17 protein-coding genes and 1 other RNA gene are annotated in these 19,175 nt (G+C 37.5%); 1 reads left to right on the top strand and 17 read right to left on the bottom strand.

What is annotated here, in order from left to right:
• The 3 genes from M014_RS27470 to M014_RS0124830 all read right to left on the bottom strand — a co-directional run.
• A partial coding sequence (locus M014_RS27470; RefSeq protein WP_035415744.1) for a Cna B-type domain-containing protein occupies positions 1-1,634 on the bottom strand: 1,634 nt, incomplete at its 3' end.
• Positions 1,635-1,996: 362 nt separating this feature from the next.
• A complete protein-coding gene (locus M014_RS29445) occupies positions 1,997-2,146 on the bottom strand; it encodes a hypothetical protein (protein ID WP_155924364.1) in 150 nt (49 codons plus the stop codon).
• 387 nt (positions 2,147-2,533) lie between these two features.
• Positions 2,534-3,163, bottom strand: coding sequence for a TetR/AcrR family transcriptional regulator (locus M014_RS0124830; RefSeq protein ID WP_026594101.1), 630 nt, complete (start codon positions 3,161-3,163; stop codon positions 2,534-2,536).
• 1,034 nt (positions 3,164-4,197) lie between these two features.
• Between M014_RS0124830 and M014_RS0124820 the strand changes: the two genes are divergently transcribed.
• Positions 4,198-4,551 (top strand): YkgJ family cysteine cluster protein, encoded by a 354-nt coding sequence (locus tag M014_RS0124820; protein ID WP_026594100.1) that lies wholly within the window; start codon positions 4,198-4,200, stop codon positions 4,549-4,551.
• A 326-nt stretch (positions 4,552-4,877) separates the two neighbouring features.
• Here M014_RS0124820 and ssrA read toward each other — a convergent pair.
• The 14 genes from ssrA to cggR form a co-directional block, all read right to left on the bottom strand.
• Positions 4,878-5,236: a transfer-messenger RNA gene (ssrA, locus tag M014_RS28870) on the bottom strand.
• Positions 5,237-5,363: 127 nt separating this feature from the next.
• Entirely contained in the window at positions 5,364-5,831 is a 468-nt protein-coding gene (smpB, locus tag M014_RS0124815) for an SsrA-binding protein (RefSeq protein ID WP_017153345.1), read from the bottom strand.
• Positions 5,832-6,002: 171 nt separating this feature from the next.
• The gene (gene rnr / locus M014_RS0124810) at positions 6,003-8,387 is read right to left on the bottom strand and encodes a ribonuclease R (protein WP_026594099.1); all 2,385 of its coding nucleotides are present in this window, start codon (positions 8,385-8,387) and stop codon (positions 6,003-6,005) included.
• 328 nt (positions 8,388-8,715) lie between these two features.
• Entirely contained in the window at positions 8,716-9,456 is a 741-nt protein-coding gene (locus M014_RS0124800) for an alpha/beta hydrolase (RefSeq protein ID WP_139265596.1), read from the bottom strand.
• A 181-nt stretch (positions 9,457-9,637) separates the two neighbouring features.
• On the bottom strand, positions 9,638-9,871 hold the full coding sequence (gene secG / locus M014_RS0124795; protein ID WP_026594097.1) for a preprotein translocase subunit SecG: 234 nt from the start codon (positions 9,869-9,871) through the stop codon (positions 9,638-9,640).
• A gap of 93 nt (positions 9,872-9,964) precedes the next feature.
• Positions 9,965-10,657, bottom strand: coding sequence for an LrgB family protein (locus tag M014_RS0124790; RefSeq protein WP_026594096.1), 693 nt, complete (start codon positions 10,655-10,657; stop codon positions 9,965-9,967).
• A complete protein-coding gene (locus M014_RS0124785) occupies positions 10,654-11,022 on the bottom strand; it encodes a CidA/LrgA family holin-like protein (RefSeq protein WP_026594095.1) in 369 nt (122 codons plus the stop codon). Before M014_RS0124785 ends, M014_RS0124790 begins: the two co-directional genes overlap by 4 nt.
• Before the next feature lie 301 nt (positions 11,023-11,323).
• A complete protein-coding gene (locus M014_RS0124780; RefSeq protein ID WP_026594094.1) occupies positions 11,324-11,869 on the bottom strand; it encodes a hypothetical protein in 546 nt (181 codons plus the stop codon).
• A 168-nt stretch (positions 11,870-12,037) separates the two neighbouring features.
• Positions 12,038-13,330 carry a phosphopyruvate hydratase gene (eno, locus tag M014_RS0124775; RefSeq protein WP_026594093.1) on the bottom strand — a complete coding sequence of 431 codons (1,293 nt, stop codon included), beginning with the start codon at positions 13,328-13,330 and terminating at the stop codon, positions 12,038-12,040.
• A 32-nt stretch (positions 13,331-13,362) separates the two neighbouring features.
• Positions 13,363-14,892 (bottom strand): 2,3-bisphosphoglycerate-independent phosphoglycerate mutase, encoded by a 1,530-nt coding sequence (gene gpmI, locus M014_RS0124770; RefSeq protein ID WP_026594092.1) that lies wholly within the window; start codon positions 14,890-14,892, stop codon positions 13,363-13,365.
• Positions 14,889-15,644 (bottom strand): triose-phosphate isomerase, encoded by a 756-nt coding sequence (gene tpiA / locus M014_RS0124765; RefSeq protein WP_003201936.1) that lies wholly within the window; start codon positions 15,642-15,644, stop codon positions 14,889-14,891. The genes gpmI and tpiA overlap by 4 nt, the downstream gene beginning before the upstream one ends.
• 32 nt (positions 15,645-15,676) lie before the next feature.
• Positions 15,677-16,861, bottom strand: coding sequence for a phosphoglycerate kinase (locus M014_RS0124760; RefSeq protein ID WP_026594091.1), 1,185 nt, complete (start codon positions 16,859-16,861; stop codon positions 15,677-15,679).
• A gap of 134 nt (positions 16,862-16,995) precedes the next feature.
• Entirely contained in the window at positions 16,996-18,000 is a 1,005-nt protein-coding gene (gene gap / locus M014_RS0124755) for a type I glyceraldehyde-3-phosphate dehydrogenase (RefSeq protein ID WP_020061700.1), read from the bottom strand.
• Between the two features lie 26 nt (positions 18,001-18,026).
• The gene (gene cggR, locus M014_RS0124750) at positions 18,027-19,055 is read right to left on the bottom strand and encodes a gapA transcriptional regulator CggR (RefSeq protein WP_026594090.1); all 1,029 of its coding nucleotides are present in this window, start codon (positions 19,053-19,055) and stop codon (positions 18,027-18,029) included.
• Between the last annotated feature and the right edge of the window lie 120 nt (positions 19,056-19,175).

Genomic DNA, 19,175 nt, shown 5'->3' with positions numbered 1-19,175 from the left:
TTTTCTAAATTATTTTCTTCTTCCGTTACATTTGGGTTTTCTAGAGCCTGTTGCCCTTCTAATTCACCAATCGTTTCCCATCCACCTGATACTTCTTCGTCTTGTAGTGCATCGTGTATTTTTGTATTTACAATATCATATCCTTTAACTTTAGATTGATATCCCTCTACAGGGTGTTCTCTTACCTCATATTTATACTCTTTCCCATCCGAGTCGTATGCCGCTAGATTGTTAAACTCATATTTCCAATCACTTGCTGCCGATACTTCTTTAGTTGTAATTATTTTCCCATTTTGTAATAAGTCTACTTTAATTGTTCCTGGACGATCTTTTACCTTATCGCCTTTCCATGTTTTTGTTCCTGAAATGGATATAGTTTTCACTTTATTTGAAATCGGCAACTTAACTCCATTTGCCTCATTTGATTTAACTTCAAAACTTACTTTTTTCTGAGGATCAAAGTCAATATAATTTGGGGCTGAAACTTCTTGCACATAATATTTACCTGGTTGGATATCAGAAATTTCAATTATCCCTTTGTCATTTGTTTTATAAACATCTCCAATTTGTTCTCCCGATTCTTTATACAACTTAAACGAGACGTTCGGTATTACTTTTTCTTCATCACCTTCAAGATGCTTAACAATTCTTAACGTTCCTTTAGGAGGTAAATCGCCTTGAATGCCACTGCCAGATGTTATATTTTCGACTGTAGCAGTACCCGACTGAGAAACCGGTTGTTTATGTAGAATCTGATAATCAGCCTTATAATCATTCTTGAAAGATTCTTGGCTCTTTCCGCTTTCTGTTATAATACTTGCATAAGAAACGTTAAAAGACCTTGCACTTCCCATACTCCAGTTAATCACGACTTGAAATGATCGATTGTCGTCATTAAACTTAACATATCCATAACGTTGATCTTGAAATTGTTTAATAGTTAACTCCTCTCTGTCATTAACTATTATTCGAAAACTATCTTTATTAAGTGTTTGACCTTCCTGCAAACTATCAGACACAACAATATCTCTACCTAAATACTCTTTCTTGTTGTTTATCCTCAAACCCCAACGCACTTCATCGGGTTTACTTGGTTGGATATAACCCGTTTTGCCGACAAATGGGTCAGACCCTGTACTACCACCGCTAGAGCTAATAATCGTGACAGTTTGTTTATCTAAATTCGTACCTAAATTTGTTTCAACATTTGTTGTTTGTCCTACACCATTAGCTTGAACAGTAAAATAAAAATGTCCTCTGATATTTTGAAGTTTCTCCACCATATCATTAAATGTACATACCACTTTACCTGCAGTTACTTTACAAGAACCAAAATTATTCCTTTGCTCATCATTTAATGGAATCGTTCCCTCAAATCCCGTTAACTCTCGAGGCAGTGCTAATGTTAGCGTATCTCCAGACTTCATATTATTTCCAGATTTATCACTGAAGGTTACATTTATTTTAGCCTTATCCCCTTGCTTCATCGTTTTTTTATCAATCGTAAAACTATCCACAAATCCTGTTGTACTTAACTCTTGTGCACTTGCTATTATAGGCAACAAACTCTGACCTATAGTAAACATAAAAATCATTATAATTGAAAAAATCGAAGTTATCCTTTTTAAATACATACATTCTCTCCTATTGTTGCTATGGGTACATTCCGTTATAGCAATTATTCTATTATTCAATGTCACTGATATATATTAATGATTTAGCAATAAATCTTACCGTCTGTTCTCTTTTTTGAATCCTGCTACTGTTTAGATAAAGTAACACTTTCATCCATATAAGTATTCCTTATCTATCCTATGATTCTCGCTGTTTTTACATTTAAAAGTATGATGTCCGACCTTTAAGGGGCATAAATCAGATTCCTATTACAATTAATACCCTTTAAATTTTTATTTATATATGAATTCAATATTAAAATGAAAATAATGGCTCAACATTTTTCTTGTCATATTAATGATATTCCTAAAAAATACTTTCATCATATTCTATCTGCTTCGTCTAAGAATTTTTTGTACGAAGAATTATCGTTTAACTCTTTCGAAAATGTCTCTGCTAATTTCCCGCTAGGATTCGAAACTACAATACTATTACTTTGGACTTTCGCTACCTTCTCGATTAATCGCTCCAATAGAAAAGTATCCTTCTTCAGGTGCGATCCTTCTACATTTAATTAAAACTCGATAACGATTCAATCCAAACCCTTAAAAATTCCGATCTCTTCCCTGTACCTGAGATAATGGTCAATTCCATCACCAAAAGGAATTATATATGAAAAACTACTTGTATGTTCTTCCACCCAACTATCACTATTCAAATTTAATCCTTCTATTTAATGAACTGCAGTCGCGGATGCCCACAAAAAACCATTAGGAAATACTGTATTATTCATTTTTTCACTCTGTTAACTACAAGAAAAGACTATTAACTCGAAGTTAATAGTACCAAAATCATTAATATTTGGCAATTTATTCTTTTTAAAAATAAAAAAAGAGCTAATTGATGCTTAAAGTATCAATTAGCTCTTTTTTATGTAATTTGCAATCGATTCAATTGTCATTTCCATCATCCGTTCAGCTGAAACGCATGTTTCTTTTTCTAAATAGCGCTCTCTCGTTGCAAGACGTTGAGCCATTGCCATAAGAGTATTAGCAGTCCATATAAATAGTTCTTTTCCACTAATATCTGTCCGAATGTTTCCTTCCTTTTGCCCTCGCTCAAATAGTAGATATAAAACCTCTACGATTCCCCAAATTTTCTCTTGCACCGATCGGACTTCTATGATTTCAGGATATTGTGTTCGATAGTAAGCTTGAAATCGAAGAATATCCCTTTTTGTTTTAAGAAAATCAAGACAACGTTTTAAAAATAATAGAATCTGTTCGTAAGCTGGAACATCATCTGAAAAACCTACAAAAAGCTCTTTCATCTCAAAAAACAACATATTATGTACTTCGAAGGCGATTTCATCAATAGATTTATAATATTTATATAACGTAACTTTACTAATTCCAGATTCACTAGCTATATCACTCATGTTCACTTTCAGGAAATTTTTTCCCAAAAATAATTTCCTTGATGCTGCCAGCACTTCTTTACGACGTTTATTTCTTTGCTCCTCTAATTCCTCATTCCATTTCGAGCTCAACCTAAACAACTCCCGATATTTACTAAACACATAAAATCAAAATTACAATATTATTTTGTTAAATCCTTACAATGTGTTTCATTTATATATATCAATATTACTTTTATGAATTTATCATAAATTGCAAATACAAACAACAAAGGTTTATAATAAGTTCCCCTATCTTCAAACTCTGTCTTTTCACTTATTGATAAAAAACAGTTTGAAATCCCGAATAACACTATACTTAGTGGCTATTTTTATCAAACGTAAATATAAATTATCAATCTTTGTTACAAATTAACAATTATCTCATATTCGTCCAAAAATAAATCTTCTTTGTTTTATGAATTCAATAATAACAAGTGTGTAACCAAATTTAATTTTCAAATCATAACATACCCACTAATACCTATAGATAATTAGATATACTCCATTTTTAGAACCATAAGTTTGCCGTGAATACTGTTGGTTTGTATTAAAGTTTGATTAAAATGCTTGGGTTATTTGTTGCTAGTGAATAATTTTTTATAAAAAAGTTTAATCATTTTTCTACCTGTGTTTGCTCCACAATCGCGCCCTTTTGTAGAATAAGCGAATCATAAACCATTTTGATAAGTCTATTATACATTCCAATAATACGCATATTCATGATATCTTTTTGATAATAGTCGAAATGACCATTATCGATCATCTTCGGAAAGCACTAATCCAACTTTAGCAATTGGGAATTTATAAACTCCCATCTTCTAATGATATTAAATAATAATTATTTAGATTTTGAATTTTTCACTAATTTTTGCTATAATGGTATTAAGGATAATATTTATAAGTTTTGGCCTTGCATTTATTGTTTTATATTCAATTGTTATGAGCCTCTGCGTGCTCTGACTCTTTCACAATAATAATTTTTAAAAGCCTCGCATTTTTGCGAGGCTTTTTTCATTGTGCAAATGGGCACTGCCAACATTTTAGACGAGGTAAAAACCTTACTTATTTATCGTTATATTTTTATTATTTTTATATATTAAATAAATTATTAGGGGGCTGTATATATGGAAATCTTACCATGTAAAGGGTGTAAAGGGTTGTGCTGCGGTCCAGTTCCTGTCACTGAAAGCGAATTTAAGAAAATAAAAAAGAAAATAAAATCAATGCCTACTAAAATGCGTTCAGAGCTAGAGAACCAAAAAAGATATTATGGAACATGTATTTTTTATGATCTAAATAAAGATAGATGTGGAATACATTCGGTAAGACCTGAAATATGTCGAATGTTTGGATATTACAAAGAACTAGTTTGTTTTCGGAAACCAGGATTAGCAACAAAAAACACGGATCAATCTGATAAAGAAAAACATGTTGGAATTTTAACATTAGATTTTACATGGAAAGATTTTCTGAAATGAGAAAAACCTCTCTAGTATAGACTTCGAGGGGTTCTGAAATCATAAAACGAATCTAGTCTTATTCAATTAAATGGCCCTTTAGTGGAGTAACTTTATTGCCGCTCAACAGTTCCTTAATCCGCCTTTCAGTTCAGATTTTCTTTTCACTATAAAAACATCCCTTTAGATAAACAGATCCAAAGGGACAAAACATCGCGTCTTTTTTATAAACACCGTGACATTATTTAAAAGCGACATTAAAAATATTCTTCAAATCCTGGAAGCATAAGTTTGCCGCAAACTTATGGTTCTTATCACACAAAATAAAAAAACCACCAAATATGTATTGGTGGAGACGGTGGGAGTCGAACCCACGTCCAAAAGTATTGGCACTTAAGCTTCTACGAGCATAGTCGATATATTGGTATTTCGCAAACTCTTTGGCCTATCGACAGGCTTCCAAGTCGCTAGTCTGATTATTCTCTTCCTTCGCCCTCAGACGGCGAACTCCGGCGTAGTCCACTTAGTTTGAGTCCCTTACCCTACCACATGGACGATGGAGGGAGGAACCGCTAAGCTGTATTAAGCAGCTAAAGCGAAGTTGTTTTGTTGTTTGCCAGTTATTGGCTTTGACGTTTTAACGAGGCCGATCCCCTCGACTCGCAACTTAAGCTCAAACTACCCCTGTCGAATCCGTAACGTCCCCATATAAGAAATGGAGCATACGAAGTATATTCGTGATAGCTACTCATGAGCTGTTTTTCAATGTTCAACTGGCCTTACAAAAATTATTATATCATACGTTTGTTATTTTACAAATGTAAATTTCTGTATTACATCTTTTGACGATCGCGGAACGCGCGAGCAATTTCACGTTTTGCTTCTTTCTCTTTTAAATCATGACGCTTATCATATTGTTTCTTACCTCTTGCTAAACCAAGTGCCATTTTTGCAAATCCATTTTTCAAATAAATTTTAACTGGAACAAGCGTATAACCTGTTTCTTTTGAATAACCGATTAGCTTTTGGATTTCTTTCTTATGAAGAAGTAATTTTCTTGTGCGAAGCGGATCATGATTGAAACGATTCCCTTGTTCATACGGACTAATATGCATATTATGTACCCAAACTTCACCATTATGTACACGTGCGAAAGCATCTTTTAAGTTAACACGTCCAGCGCGAATAGACTTAATTTCCGTTCCTTGAAGGACAAGCCCTGCTTCGTATGTTTCATCGATGAAATAATCATGAAATGCTTTTTTATTTTGTGCAATAACTTTACCGCTACCTTTTGGCATCTAACGTCCCTCCTCTATTTGTACTATTTTAACAAAAGTTATTAAAAGATGGAAGTGGCTCGCTCAGAATGTGTGGAAGAAGCGAAGCCGTCGAACATTCTAGCCACTGGAGCTGGATTATTAAAAAGCGGAAGTGGCTTCGCTTATGTGCCAAGCGAAGCCACCCCTTTCTTACTTACGCTTTTTCTTTTTCTTCTTAAATCCTGGGACATTTTCAAAGAATGGCTTTTTCTTTTTACCGTTACCATCCTTTTTCCCCGGACGACCAGAAGCTCCTTTTCCGCGGCTGCCGCGTTCATTTTTGCGACCATTACCACGTTCTTCGCTACCGCGACCATCACGTCTCTTTCTACCGCCTTTTGGCTGCTCAATCACAACCGGACGATCTTTGAATTTGCGTCTTGGGCTACCTTTCATGCCGACGATTTCAAAATCAATTGCACGCTCATCTTTGTTTACATTAATAACGCGAATTGTGATTTCATCACCGATGCGGAAAACGTTACCTGTACGTTCTCCAATCATCGCGAAGTGCTGTTCGTCATAACGGTAGTAATCATCCGTTAAATAGCTAACGTGAACAAGACCTTCAATTGTATTCGGAAGCTCTACGAACAAACCAAAGTTTGTTACAGAACTAATCATACCATCGTACTCTTCACCGATCTTATCAAGCATATACTCAGCTTTTTTCAATTCATCTGTCTCACGTTCCGCTTCAACAGCACGACGTTCCATATTAGAAGAATGCTCTGCAATATCCGGTAACTTTTCACGCCATTTTGCTTGTGTTTCATTATCGATTTTACCGTTAATAATGTATTCACGAATTAATCGATGCACAATCGTATCTGGATAACGACGAATTGGTGATGTGAAATGCGTATAGAATTCCGTTGATAATCCGAAGTGTCCTAGACTATCTGCATCGTAACGAGCTTGTTTCATTGAACGAAGCATAACTGTTGAAATAACCACTTCTTCAGGTTGGCCTTGTACCATTTCAAGAATTTGTTGCAGGGCACGAGGATGTATTTCATTCGCACGTCCTTTTACCGCATAACCGAAGTTTGTGACAAACTCGAAGAAACGCTCTAATTTGTCTTCTTTCGGATCTTCATGGACACGGTACATAAACGGTACGTTCATCCAGTGGAAATGCTCGGCCACAGTTTCGTTCGCTACAAGCATGAACTCTTCAATTAACTTTTCTGATACAGAACGGTCTCGCATAACAACATCTGTTGGTTTGCCTTCTTCATCTACTAATACTTTTGCTTCTTTAAAATCAAAGTCAATTGCACCGCGTCTCATACGTTTTTCACGTAAGATTTGTGCTAACTGCCCCATTTCTTTGAACATTGGTACTAACGGTTCATAGCGCTCAATTAACGCTTCGTCTTCATCTTCTAAAATACTTCTTACATCAGCGTACGTCATACGTTCTGTTGTTTTAATAACACTTTGGAAAATTTCATGGCTAACAACATCACCAAGATTGTTAATTTCCATTTCACAAGATAGTGTAAGACGATCCACTTTCGGATTTAATGAACAAATTCCGTTTGATAAACGATGCGGAATCATCGGAATTACACGGTCAACAAGATACACACTTGTTGCTCTTTCTGCTGCTTCCACATCAATCGGAGATCCTTCATGGACATAATGACTTACATCCGCGATGTGAACGCCAAGTTTATAATTACCGTTCTCAAGTTTTGTTACTGTAACAGCATCATCTAAATCTTTTGCATCTGCGCCGTCAATTGTAACGATCATTTGATCACGAAGGTCACGGCGATCTTTTAAATCTTCTTCTGAAATCGTTTCTGGTACACTGTTCGCATGTTCCATTACATCTTCTGGGAATGCGAGTGGCAAGTGATGTTTATGAATAACAGATAAGATATCTACCCCTGGGTCATTTTTATGACCAAGAATTTGAATCACTTCACCTTCCGCACTTAAACGATCCTGCGGATAGCTTGTAATTTTCACAACAACTTTATGCCCTTCTACTGCACCCATAGATGCACTTTTCGGAATAAAAATATCACTTGTCCAGCGTTTATTATCTGGAAGAACAAATCCGAAATTTTTTGACTCTGTATATGTACCAACTAACTCCTTCGTACCGCGCTCTACAATACGAATGATTGTACCTTCTTGGCGTGATCCACTAGATTGTGAATTAATACGTGCTAATACTGTATCGCCATGAAGTGCACCATTTAATTCTGTAGGCGGAATAAAAATATCATCGTCCCCTGTTTTCTTCTCTTCTGGGACAACAAAAGCAAAACCACGTGCATGTCCAATTAATTTACCGCGCACTAAGTTCATCTTTTCTGGAAGGCCGTAGCGATTGCTACGTGTACGAACAACAAGTCCTTTCTCTTCCATCATAACTAGGGCTTTTACAAAATCTTTAAAGCCAGCGGAATCTACAATACCAAATGCCTCTTCTAATTCTTGTATCGTTAGCGGTTTATACGCTTCTTCTTTCATAAATAACAACAACTTATCAATATGTTCTTGAATAATCTCTTCCAAGCACAAATACCTCCTTTAAATCCTCATATTATCTAGTGTATCCGAAAGATGATGGATGTATAAAGTGAAACTTCTATAAACACTCGTTTTTCATCATTTATTCTGCTGCGGAATCCTCATCTTAAACCTTTCTTTCTATATCAACTTCGATTTATTTGAACCTAAGTTCCGGCTATGAACATAAAAGAAGATTCCCACTCGTTTTCTCCTTCTATTTTCACGCGGCACGGTGCGAAAAAAAGCGCTGACCACTTATCCATCACCTGGTCCTCTCCCACCCTAAAAAGAATGGTTTTCATACCTCATGAAAAAAAGAGGCAACCAGATTTCACCAATCTAGTTGCTCCAAGAAGTTATATACATCTTCGTGTAGCTCATCACGCTGTTTATCAAGCGTAATAACATGAGTAGAGTCTTCATACCACTTAATTTCTTTTAACGTGGATTCTACACCGTTATAGATAATGTTTGCACTGTCTGTATTAATCATTTCATCATGGCGTGCTTGTACAACAAATGTTGGAGCATAAATCATATCGACATTATTGCGTACGTCACGAATTAAGTCTTGCAGTGCTTTTAATGTATTCATTGGTGTCTTTTTAAATTCCATCATTTCTTCTGCAATTCGTTCTGGTGACTTCTGCTCACGCTTTTTATATTCACGTGCATATGCCAATATCCCCTGGTACATAATTTCTTCGCTCTTAATGTACATTGGCGCACACATTGGAACAGCCCCTAAAATCGGTAATGTATAAGCAAGTTTTAATGAGAATACACCACCAAGCGATAATCCAACAGCCGCGATTTTCTCATATCCTAGATCTTTCAAATGTTGATAAGCAGCCATAACATCTTTCCACCAATCTTCAGGGCCTGTGTGAACAAGCTGCTCTGGTGGTACACCATGACCTTTATAAATTGGGGCGTGGCAAGTATAGCCTTTTTTCTCTAAAAAACGCCCGAGCATACGTACATCAGCTGAATTTCCCGTGAATCCATGTAGTAATAAAACAGCACGGTCCCCACCCTCAAATGTAAATGGTTTCGGAGATGCTAATTTCATCATCTTCTTCTCCTCTTTCTCTTCTGTAATCTAGTCGTATTGTTTCTATCCTTAGTTTACCATAGTTCCATTTCCATAATCTAATTAGAAACTTTTTCTCGATAATAAAAAAGAAGAACCATTCACACGAATGTGCAAACGCTTCTTCTCTTTCCATATCTGTAAAACGCAAGGCCTTTACTTATATGCTTAAGTAAGTAACTCCAATTGTTAGTGCGAAAAATAGTACAGCTACAACAACTGTAATGCGGTTTAATATCGCTTCAATTCCACGTGCTTTTTGTTTACCAAATAATTGCTCTGCACCGCCTGAAATTGCACCTGAAAGGCCTGAACTATTACTAGACTGCATAATTACTAAAACAATCATTAAAATCGATACAATAATAAGTAAAACTGATAATAACGTATGCACTCGGCGTACCTCCTACAAAGATTCAGTTAATTTAACTGTAGCACAAATCTAATAGAAAAGCGAGAGCTGTTCGATGACTCTCACTTTTCCATATTATATAAGCAAGCCCGCAAATAACGGTCCTAGTAAACAAGTTAAAATAGCCGTCAATGTCATTGTTACCGATCCAATGACACCTTCATGTTCATTATTTTTCATCGCTCTCATCACACCCATAATATGTGATGCACATCCAAAACCGATTCCTTTACCAACAGAATTTGTAACGCGGCTCCATTTCAATAAAAGAGGACCCGTAATTGTTCCTGTAATCCCTGCTACAACAACGAAGGCTGCTGTTAATGATGGAACGCCGCCAACTTGCTCAGATACACTCATGGCAACTGGCATTGTTACGGATTTTGGTAAAGAAGATAAAATTAAGCTTTTATCTGTCCCCATAAGCGTTGCAATCACTAAGTCACTTGCAATCGCAACCGTTGTTCCGACTAATACGCCACCCGCAATCGGTACAACATATTTTTGCAACACATGACGCTGTTTATATAGTGGAATTGCAAATGCTACAACACCTGGACCAAGCAGTTTCGAAATCCAGCCGCCACCACTTTGCATGTATGCTTGGTATGGTATATCCAGCACAAGTAACAAGACAATCATTAATGCTGTCGCTACAAGCATTGGAATGGTAAATGGTGTTGGTAATACTTTATAAATCTTTTTAGATAATTGATATAATAACAATGTAAGAATAACCCAACCAATTCCGATTAATATTTGACTCATCGCATTTCTTTTTCCTTTCTATTCGCAAGATATTGTCCTGTATGTCCTGCGACAATAATAATTAAAAATGTACTCGCTACAATCGTAATGAAAAGAGAAATTCCTTTACTCATAAAAAAAGCACCGTAATTCATTAAGCCAATCGTTGGCGGAATCAATAAAAACGGCATAATAGCAACGAGTGTTTCTGCTCCTAAATCAAACCATTTCACAGGAAGAACCTTCATGCTGAGTAAAATAAGTAATAGAAACATCCCAATCAAACTTCCTGGAATCGGAATATCTACCATTTCTTGTACCCATGTTCCAATCATGTAAAACACGTAAAGAGCTGCAACTTGGACAATAATCTTTGTAAATTTCATGTTCATCATCCCTCATGTTTATACGATCTTCTGTTTTATATCTTTATCATAGTATACATTGTAAAAACCTGCAATTTATCAACTTGACAACAAAAACGGCATATGTTACACGCTTACACCCTTGATATGACTGCGTTTTTGAGCGGAATTTACGTCAAAAACATTGACCTAAAATATAAAGTTTTTATTTTCTGAATTTTAAGAGTTGCTATTTTAAGAAAGCAATCTCCATCAAATTGGATGTTCTCAAAACATAAAAAGAACAAGAAGACATTACTTCTTGTTCTTTTTATGTTTTGATTTATATTTTATATAGTGCCTGATATACTACATCACAAAACTCTTTACTCCCATGCACTATGAAATTTATCTTGCTTGCAAATTCGATTGTTAACATCCAATCTTTATTTCTTCCAATAAGCCCAGTGTAACTTGTCCCTCCTTCAACTGCTCTGTTTTCTGTTAATAAGTAATACAATGGAAATAGTGCATAATTCTTTTCCGCTCTCTTTAAGCTATATGTCCCAATACTTTCTATTACCCTTGCAATATTATCGTGAACATTTACGTTAAAATAGTAGCATCCTTCATTTATCCCTGTTTTTCTACACCCTTCCAATATAGCTGCATTTAGCTCTTCTGGGGAAAAAGCCGCCGGTTTAGGGTTGTGGACAATTGAATAGAATGTTGTATAATGTTTGGCTAGATTGACTGAATATAAAATAGTCTTTACATCAAAGTAGCAGTCTTCTATAAAATCAATTGGAAAGATATATTTTTCTAACCATTCTGTAATTTCGTTAGATTCTTCACTATCTATTGCTGTACTCAGTTTAAACATTCCCATCACTCTATTCCCTCTCTCGATTAAATATTTTTTATTTATATCACAGGTTCATTATATTAGATTCTCTTATTAACATTTACTCATATGCATTACAAACATATAAAAACCCCCTATCACAAATAGGAGGTTTTTATCATTTAATTTAAACGATTAAAAATTACGTTTAAATTATTTTTTTAGGTTGTAGAAAGATTTTAAACCATCGTAAACAGCAATTTCGCCTAGTTCGTCTTCGATGCGTAATAATTGGTTGTACTTAGCAATACGGTCAGTACGGCTCATAGAACCAGTTTTGATTTGGCCAGCGTTAGTTGCAACTGCGATGTCAGCGATTGTAGCATCTTCAGTTTCACCAGAACGGTGAGATACAACTGCTGTGTAACCAGCACGTTTAGCCATTTCGATTGCTTCGAAAGTCTCAGTTAAAGTACCGATTTGGTTAACTTTAATTAAGATTGAGTTAGAGATACCTTTTTCGATACCTTCAGCAAGTTTTTGCGTGTTCGTTACGAATAAATCGTCACCAACTAATTGAACTTTTTTGCCAAGACGGTCAGTTAATAACTTGTGGCCATCCCAGTCGTTTTCGTCTAAACCATCTTCGATAGAGATAATTGGGAAGTCGTTGCAAAGACCTTCGTAGAAATCAACCATTTCTGCAGAAGTTAAGCTACGGCCTTCGCCTGCAAGGTCATATTTACCAGTTTCTTTGTTGTAGAACTCAGAAGAAGCAACGTCCATTCCTAAGAATACGTTCTCGCCAGCTTTGTAACCAGCTTTTTCGATAGCTTCGATGATTACTTCTAATGCTTCACGGTTAGAACCAAGGTTTGGAGCGAATCCACCTTCGTCACCTACTGCAGTGTTAAGACCTTTGTCATGTAATACAGCTTTTAACGCATGGAATACTTCAGCACCCATACGGATTGATTCTTTGAATGTTGGAGCACCAACTGGTAAGATCATGAACTCTTGGAAGTCAACGTTGTTATCAGCGTGAGAACCACCGTTGATGATGTTCATCATTGGAGTTGGTAATTGTTTTGCATTGAATCCACCAAGGTAACGGTATAGTGGAAGACCTACGAAGTCAGCTGCTGCGTGAGCTACTGCCATAGATACACCAAGGATAGCGTTAGCGCCTAGTTTACCTTTGTTTGGAGTGCCATCTAATTCGATCATAGCACGGTCGATACCAGCTTGGTCAGTTACGTCGAAACCAACGATTTCTGGAGCGATAATTTCGTTAACGTTGTTTACTGCGTTAACAACACCTTTACCAAGGTAACGAGATTTGTCACCGTCACGTAATTCTACTGCTTCGTGCTCACCAGTAGATGCACCACTTGGTACGATAGCGCGTCCGAATGCGCCGCTTTCTGTGTAAACTTCTACTTCTACAGTTGGGTTACCACGAGAGTCAAGGACTTCGCGAGCATAAACATCAATAATTGTTGACATATAATTTCTCTCCTTTTATATATACAATTTAATTATTTAATAATTGTTTTACCTGTCATTTCTTTCGGTTGTTCCACATTTAAAAGTGTAAGCATTGTTGGAGCGATATCTCCTAAGATGCCACCTTCACGTAATTCAACATCATTTTTCGTAACGATGAAAGGAACCGGGTTCGTTGTATGAGCTGTCATTGGCTGTCCATCAGAAGTTAACTCCTGATCAGCATTACCATGGTCAGCAGTAATAAGTGCTACACCATCTTTTGCAAGAATCGCTTCTACAACTTTTCCTAAACATTCGTCAGTTGCTTCTACTGCTTTAATTGTTGGTTCCATCATCCCAGAATGGCCAACCATATCACAGTTTGCAAAGTTAAGAATGATAACGTCATGTTTATCATTTTCGATTTCATTTACTAAAGCGTCGGTTACTTCGTAAATGCTCATTTCAGGTTTCAAGTCATATGTTGCAACCTTCGGTGAGTTAATTAAGATACGCTCTTCTCCTGGGAATTCAGCCTCACGACCACCGCTAAAGAAGAATGTAACGTGCGGATACTTTTCAGTTTCCGCGATGCGAAGTTGCTTTAATCCCGCTTGCGCAACAACTTCACCTAATGTGTTATCAAGGTTCATTGGCTTGAATGCCACATAACCATCTACAGTTTCACTAAAGTGTGTCATACAAACGAATTCTGGAATGCGAGGTACTTTTTCACCACGATCGAACTCACGGAAGTCTTCATTTGTAAATACACGTGCAATTTGAATTGCGCGGTCTGGACGGAAGTTATAGAAGATAACTGCATCATCATCATTGATTGTTGCAACTGGCGTTTCATCTTCATTCACAACTACAGACGGCAATACGAATTCATCATAGATACCATTTGCATAAGAGTCCTCTACGCACTCATATGCATTTTTGTAAGTAGGGCCTTCGCCATACACCATAGCACGGTAACATTTTTCTACGCGATCCCAACGCTTGTCACGGTCCATGGAGTAATAACGACCGGAGATAGTCGCGAATTGTCCTACTCCTGTTTCTTTAATTACTTCATTTGTTGCATCGATATAACCTTTTGCTGTTTGTGGTCCAACATCGCGGCCATCTAAGAATGCATGAATGTATACTTTCTCCACACCTTCTTTTGCTGCTAAGCGAAGCAGAGCAAACATGTGGTTCATGTGACTGTGCACACCACCATCAGAAAGTAAACCGAATAAATGAAGAGCTGTACCTTTTTCTTTTACGCTTTTAATTGCATTTTGGAAAGTTTCATTCTTGTCGAACTCACCTTCACGAATTGCAACGTTCACACGTGTTAAGCTTTGATATACTACGCGGCCAGCACCAATGTTTAAGTGACCAACCTCAGAGTTACCCATTTGACCTTCTGGAAGACCTACTGCCTCACCACATGCTGTAAGCGTTGTGTGAGGGAACTTGTTCCAGTAACTATCGAAATTAGGTTTCTTAGCTTGTGCTACAGCATTCCCGTAAGTTTCTTCACGTAGTCCGAAACCGTCAAGAATGATTAAAGCTGTTGGCTTTCTCATTTTACCGCCCCCAGAAGACCTAAGAAGGAAGCAGGCTCTAAGCTAGCACCGCCAACTAAAGCGCCGTCGATGTCAGATTGTGCCATGTATTCTTTAATGTTTTCTGGTTTTACGCTACCACCGTATTGAATACGAACAGCTTCTGCAGCTGCCGGCGAAACAGCTTCTGCAACAACTTTACGGATGTGCGCACATACTTCGTTTGCATCTGCAGAAGAAGATGATTTACCTGTACCGATTGCCCAAATTGGCTCATAAGCGATAACAGTTGCTTTTACTTGCTCTTCTGTTAAACCTGCAAGTGCTTTTGTCACTTGACCTGCTACTAGATCAAATGTTTTTCCGCTTTCGCGCTCTTCTAAAGTTTCACCACAGCAAACGATTGGTGTTAAACCATGTTCAAATGCTGCAAGAGTCTTTTTGTTTACTGTTTCGTCTGTTTCAGCAAACATTTCACGACGCTCAGAGTGACCAAGTACTACATAGCTCACTTTTAAGTCGCTAAGTGCTACTGGGCTAATTTCGCCAGTGAATGCACCATTTTTTTCGAAGTGCATGTTTTGTGCACCTACTTTTAAGTCAGTTCCTTCCGTAGCCGCTACAAGACGCTCTAAGAAAAGAGCTGGAGAGCAAACTACTGCATCAACAGCTGAAGCTGCTGGGATTTGACCCTTTACTTCCTCTACGAAGCTAACTGCTTCAGATAGAGTTTTATTCATTTTCCAGTTACCTGCGATAATTGGTTTACGCATGCTTTGCACCGTCCTTTTTCTTTGGCTGCTTCTTATTTGTCGTTAAGACAAACTACACCTGGAAGCTCTTTACCTTCCATAAATTCTAATGACGCACCGCCGCCAGTAGAAATGTGGCTCATTTTATCAGCCATACCGAATTTTTCAACAGCTGCTGCAGAGTCACCACCGCCGATAACAGAGTATGTACCTTCTGCATCTGCTAATGCTTGTCCTACTGCTTTTGTACCTTCTGCAAATGGAGTCATTTCAAATACACCCATTGGTCCGTTCCATACAACAAGCTTAGAGTTTTTAATTACATCAGCATAAATTTCACTTGTTTTCGGTCCGATGTCCACGCCTTCCCAGTCAGCAGGAATAGAATCGATATCTACAATTTTTACGTTTGCAGTTTCAGAGAAATCATCTGCAATTACGCAATCAACTGGCATGTAGAAGTTTACGCCTTTTTCTTTTGCAAGTGCCATAAACTCTTTTGCTAAGTCAATTTTGTCATTTTCACATAGAGATTGTCCGATTTCATGTCCTAATGCTTTTACGAATGTGTAAGCAAGGCCACCACCGATGATTAAGTTATCTACTTTGTCTAATAGATGACGAATTACACCGATTTTATCTTTTACTTTCGCACCACCAATGATTGCTGTGAATGGGCGTTCTGGGTTAGAAAGTGCTTTACCTAATACTTCTAACTCTTTTTCCATTAAGAAACCTGATACTGCTGGTAGGTAATCCGCAATACCTGCTGTAGAAGCATGAGCACGGTGAGCTGCACCGAATGCATCGTTAACGAAAAGATCAGCAAGAGCTGCAAATTCTTTCGCTAGTTCTGCATCGTTCTTTTCTTCACCCGCATAGAAACGTACGTTTTCAAGAACTAATACGTCGCCTTCGTTCATTGCTGCAACCATTTCTTGTACAGCTGGCCCGAATGCTTCGTCTGCTTTTTTCACTTCTTTACCAAGAAGCTCACCTAAACGTGCAGCTACTGGAGTAAGACGCATTTCTTCTACTACTTGGCCTTTTGGACGCCCTAAGTGACTCGCTAAAATCACTTTCGCACCTTGCTCTACTAAATATTGAATTGTAGGAAGAGCTGCACGAATACGAGTCTCGTCTGTAACTTTGCCATCTTTCATAGGTACGTTGAAGTCAACGCGGCAAAATACTCGTTTACCCTTTAAATCTACGTCACGAATTGATTTTTTGTTCATTGGATTTCCCTCCGACTAGTTAGGATTGACAAAACCCATTCAAAAGCTTATCACATTTGCTTCTAAAACGAAAGAAGAGAGAGGGAACAAACCCTCTCCCTCGTTTTGTCATTGATAGCTTATAAACTCAAAAATTAAAGACCTTTAGAAGCGATGTAATCTACTAAATCAACTACGCGGTTAGAGTAACCAGTTTCGTTGTCGTACCAAGAAAGGACTTTAAGCATGTTGCCTTCCATAGTCATTGTAGATAATGCATCGATTGTAGAAGAACTTGTGCATCCGTTATAGTCAATAGATACTAATGGCTCTTCGCTGTATCCAAGGATACCTTTTAATTCGCCTTCAGCTGCTGCTTTGAATGCTGCATTTACTTCTTCAACTGTTACTTCTTTTTCAAGTTCAACAACTAAGTCAACAAGAGAAACGTTAGCAGTTGGAACACGTACTGCGCCACCGTTTAATTTACCTTTAAGTTCTGGTAATACTAATGCTACTGCTTTAGCTGCACCAGTTGTAGTTGGAATCATGCTCATTGCTGCTGCACGTGCACGACGTAAGTCTTTATGTGGTAAGTCTAAAATTTGTTGGTCGTTAGTGTAAGAGTGAATTGTTGTCATCATTCCGCGTTTTACACCGAATTTTTCGTTTAATACTTTAGCAAATGGAGCTAAGCAGTTTGTAGTACAAGAAGCGTTAGAAATTACATTATGGTTAGCTGCATCATATTGCTCATGGTTAACACCCATAACGATTGTGATATCTTCGTCAGAAGCTGGTGCAGAGATGATAACTTTTTTAACTGATCCACCTAAGTGTTTTTCAGCATCTGCTTTTTTAGTGAAACGTCCAGTAGATTCTACTACTACTTCTACACCGTAGTCGCTCCATGGTAATTGAGCTGGGTCACGCTCAGCGATAACTTTGATTTCTTTACCGTTAACGATGATGCTGTCACCGTTAGCAGATACTTCTGCATTTACTGTTCCGTGAACAGAGTCATATTTTAAAAGGTGAGCTAAAGTTTTAGCGTCTGTTAAGTCGTTGATTGCTACTACTTCCACGTTAGGGTTGTTAAGAGCTGCGCGGAATACCACACGTCCGATACGTCCAAATCCATTAATACCAATTTTAGTCATTTGAATTTCCTCCTTGGGGGATTATATTAAAGGGTAATACCCTTTGTTAATTGTTTTGCTGCACCTTCATCTGTAATTAGAATCGAAGTGTGCCCTTGTTTAATTACAGCCTGTATTGCTTTTGCTTTTGAAGATCCTCCAGCTACTGCAACAACGTGAGATACGTTTTGTAAATCTTTCAGTTGCATGCCAACTGTTTGTACTTTATGAACGACATTACCTTGTTCATTGAAGTAATAACCGAAAGCCTCGCCAACTGCATCACTTGCTTTAATTTTCATCCAATCTGCTTCCGAAGTATTTCTGCGACGTGCCATTGTTAACGCATCACCAATTCCATGAATGACGATATTGGAAGATCGAATCAACTCAAGAACTTCTTTCACGGAAGGCTCTGTCACAATGGACGCATATGCTTCGCTGCTTACATGGTCTGGAACATACAATAAGCGATAATTGCTCATCGTATTTTGTGCCATTTTCGCACAAATGGTATTGGCCTCTAATTCGACCCCTTCTCCAATTCCACCACGCGCTGGGACAAATAGCATATGTAAGTCTTTGCAATCCAGTTGCATCATGTCCGCGGCGGCAGCTAGCGTTGTTCCTCCAGCCACAGCAACGATATTATTCGCTGTCAGACGGTCTTTTATACAAGTAACACAAGCACGGCCCATCTCCAATTTGACCCAAGGTGAATCGTCACTATCACCAGGGACAACAAAAACTTCATCCAAGTCTAATGTTTCCTTAAGTTGTTTTTCTAAAACCTTTAACCCGGAAATTTCTTTCATAAAGTCTTCCAAAGCAAGAACCACAGTTGTTCCTTCTTCTGTTAAAGTCATTCCAGAAGATGCGACGTGAACTAAGTTTTGTTCTTTCAAAACTTGCACTTCACTTCGCAATACTCGTTCTGTCATACCAAGACTTGCAGATAAGTTTCTTCTTCCAATCGGCTGCATGAGGCGAATGTACTGAAGAATTTGCATTCTCGTTTGCATAACAGGTAGCAAATCAGGTAATAATTTTTTTGTATTTCGAATCCATGAGCGCATATCTTTTCTCCTCACTGCATCGGTTCATTTTCCCTCGTGGTCATTTTGTGTCCCGTAGTGACATTTTATGTCCCACTAGGTTAAAAAAAATAATCCCTGCTACGTGTATTATTGTAACAG

It is taken from the genome of Bacillus sp. UNC437CL72CviS29 (genome assembly GCF_000482345.1).
GTDB classification, from domain to species: Bacteria; Bacillota; Bacilli; order Bacillales; family Bacillaceae_G; genus Bacillus_A; species Bacillus_A arachidis.
Note: the sequence above shows the minus strand (reverse complement) of the source record. Positions and strands in the feature narration are given on the sequence as shown.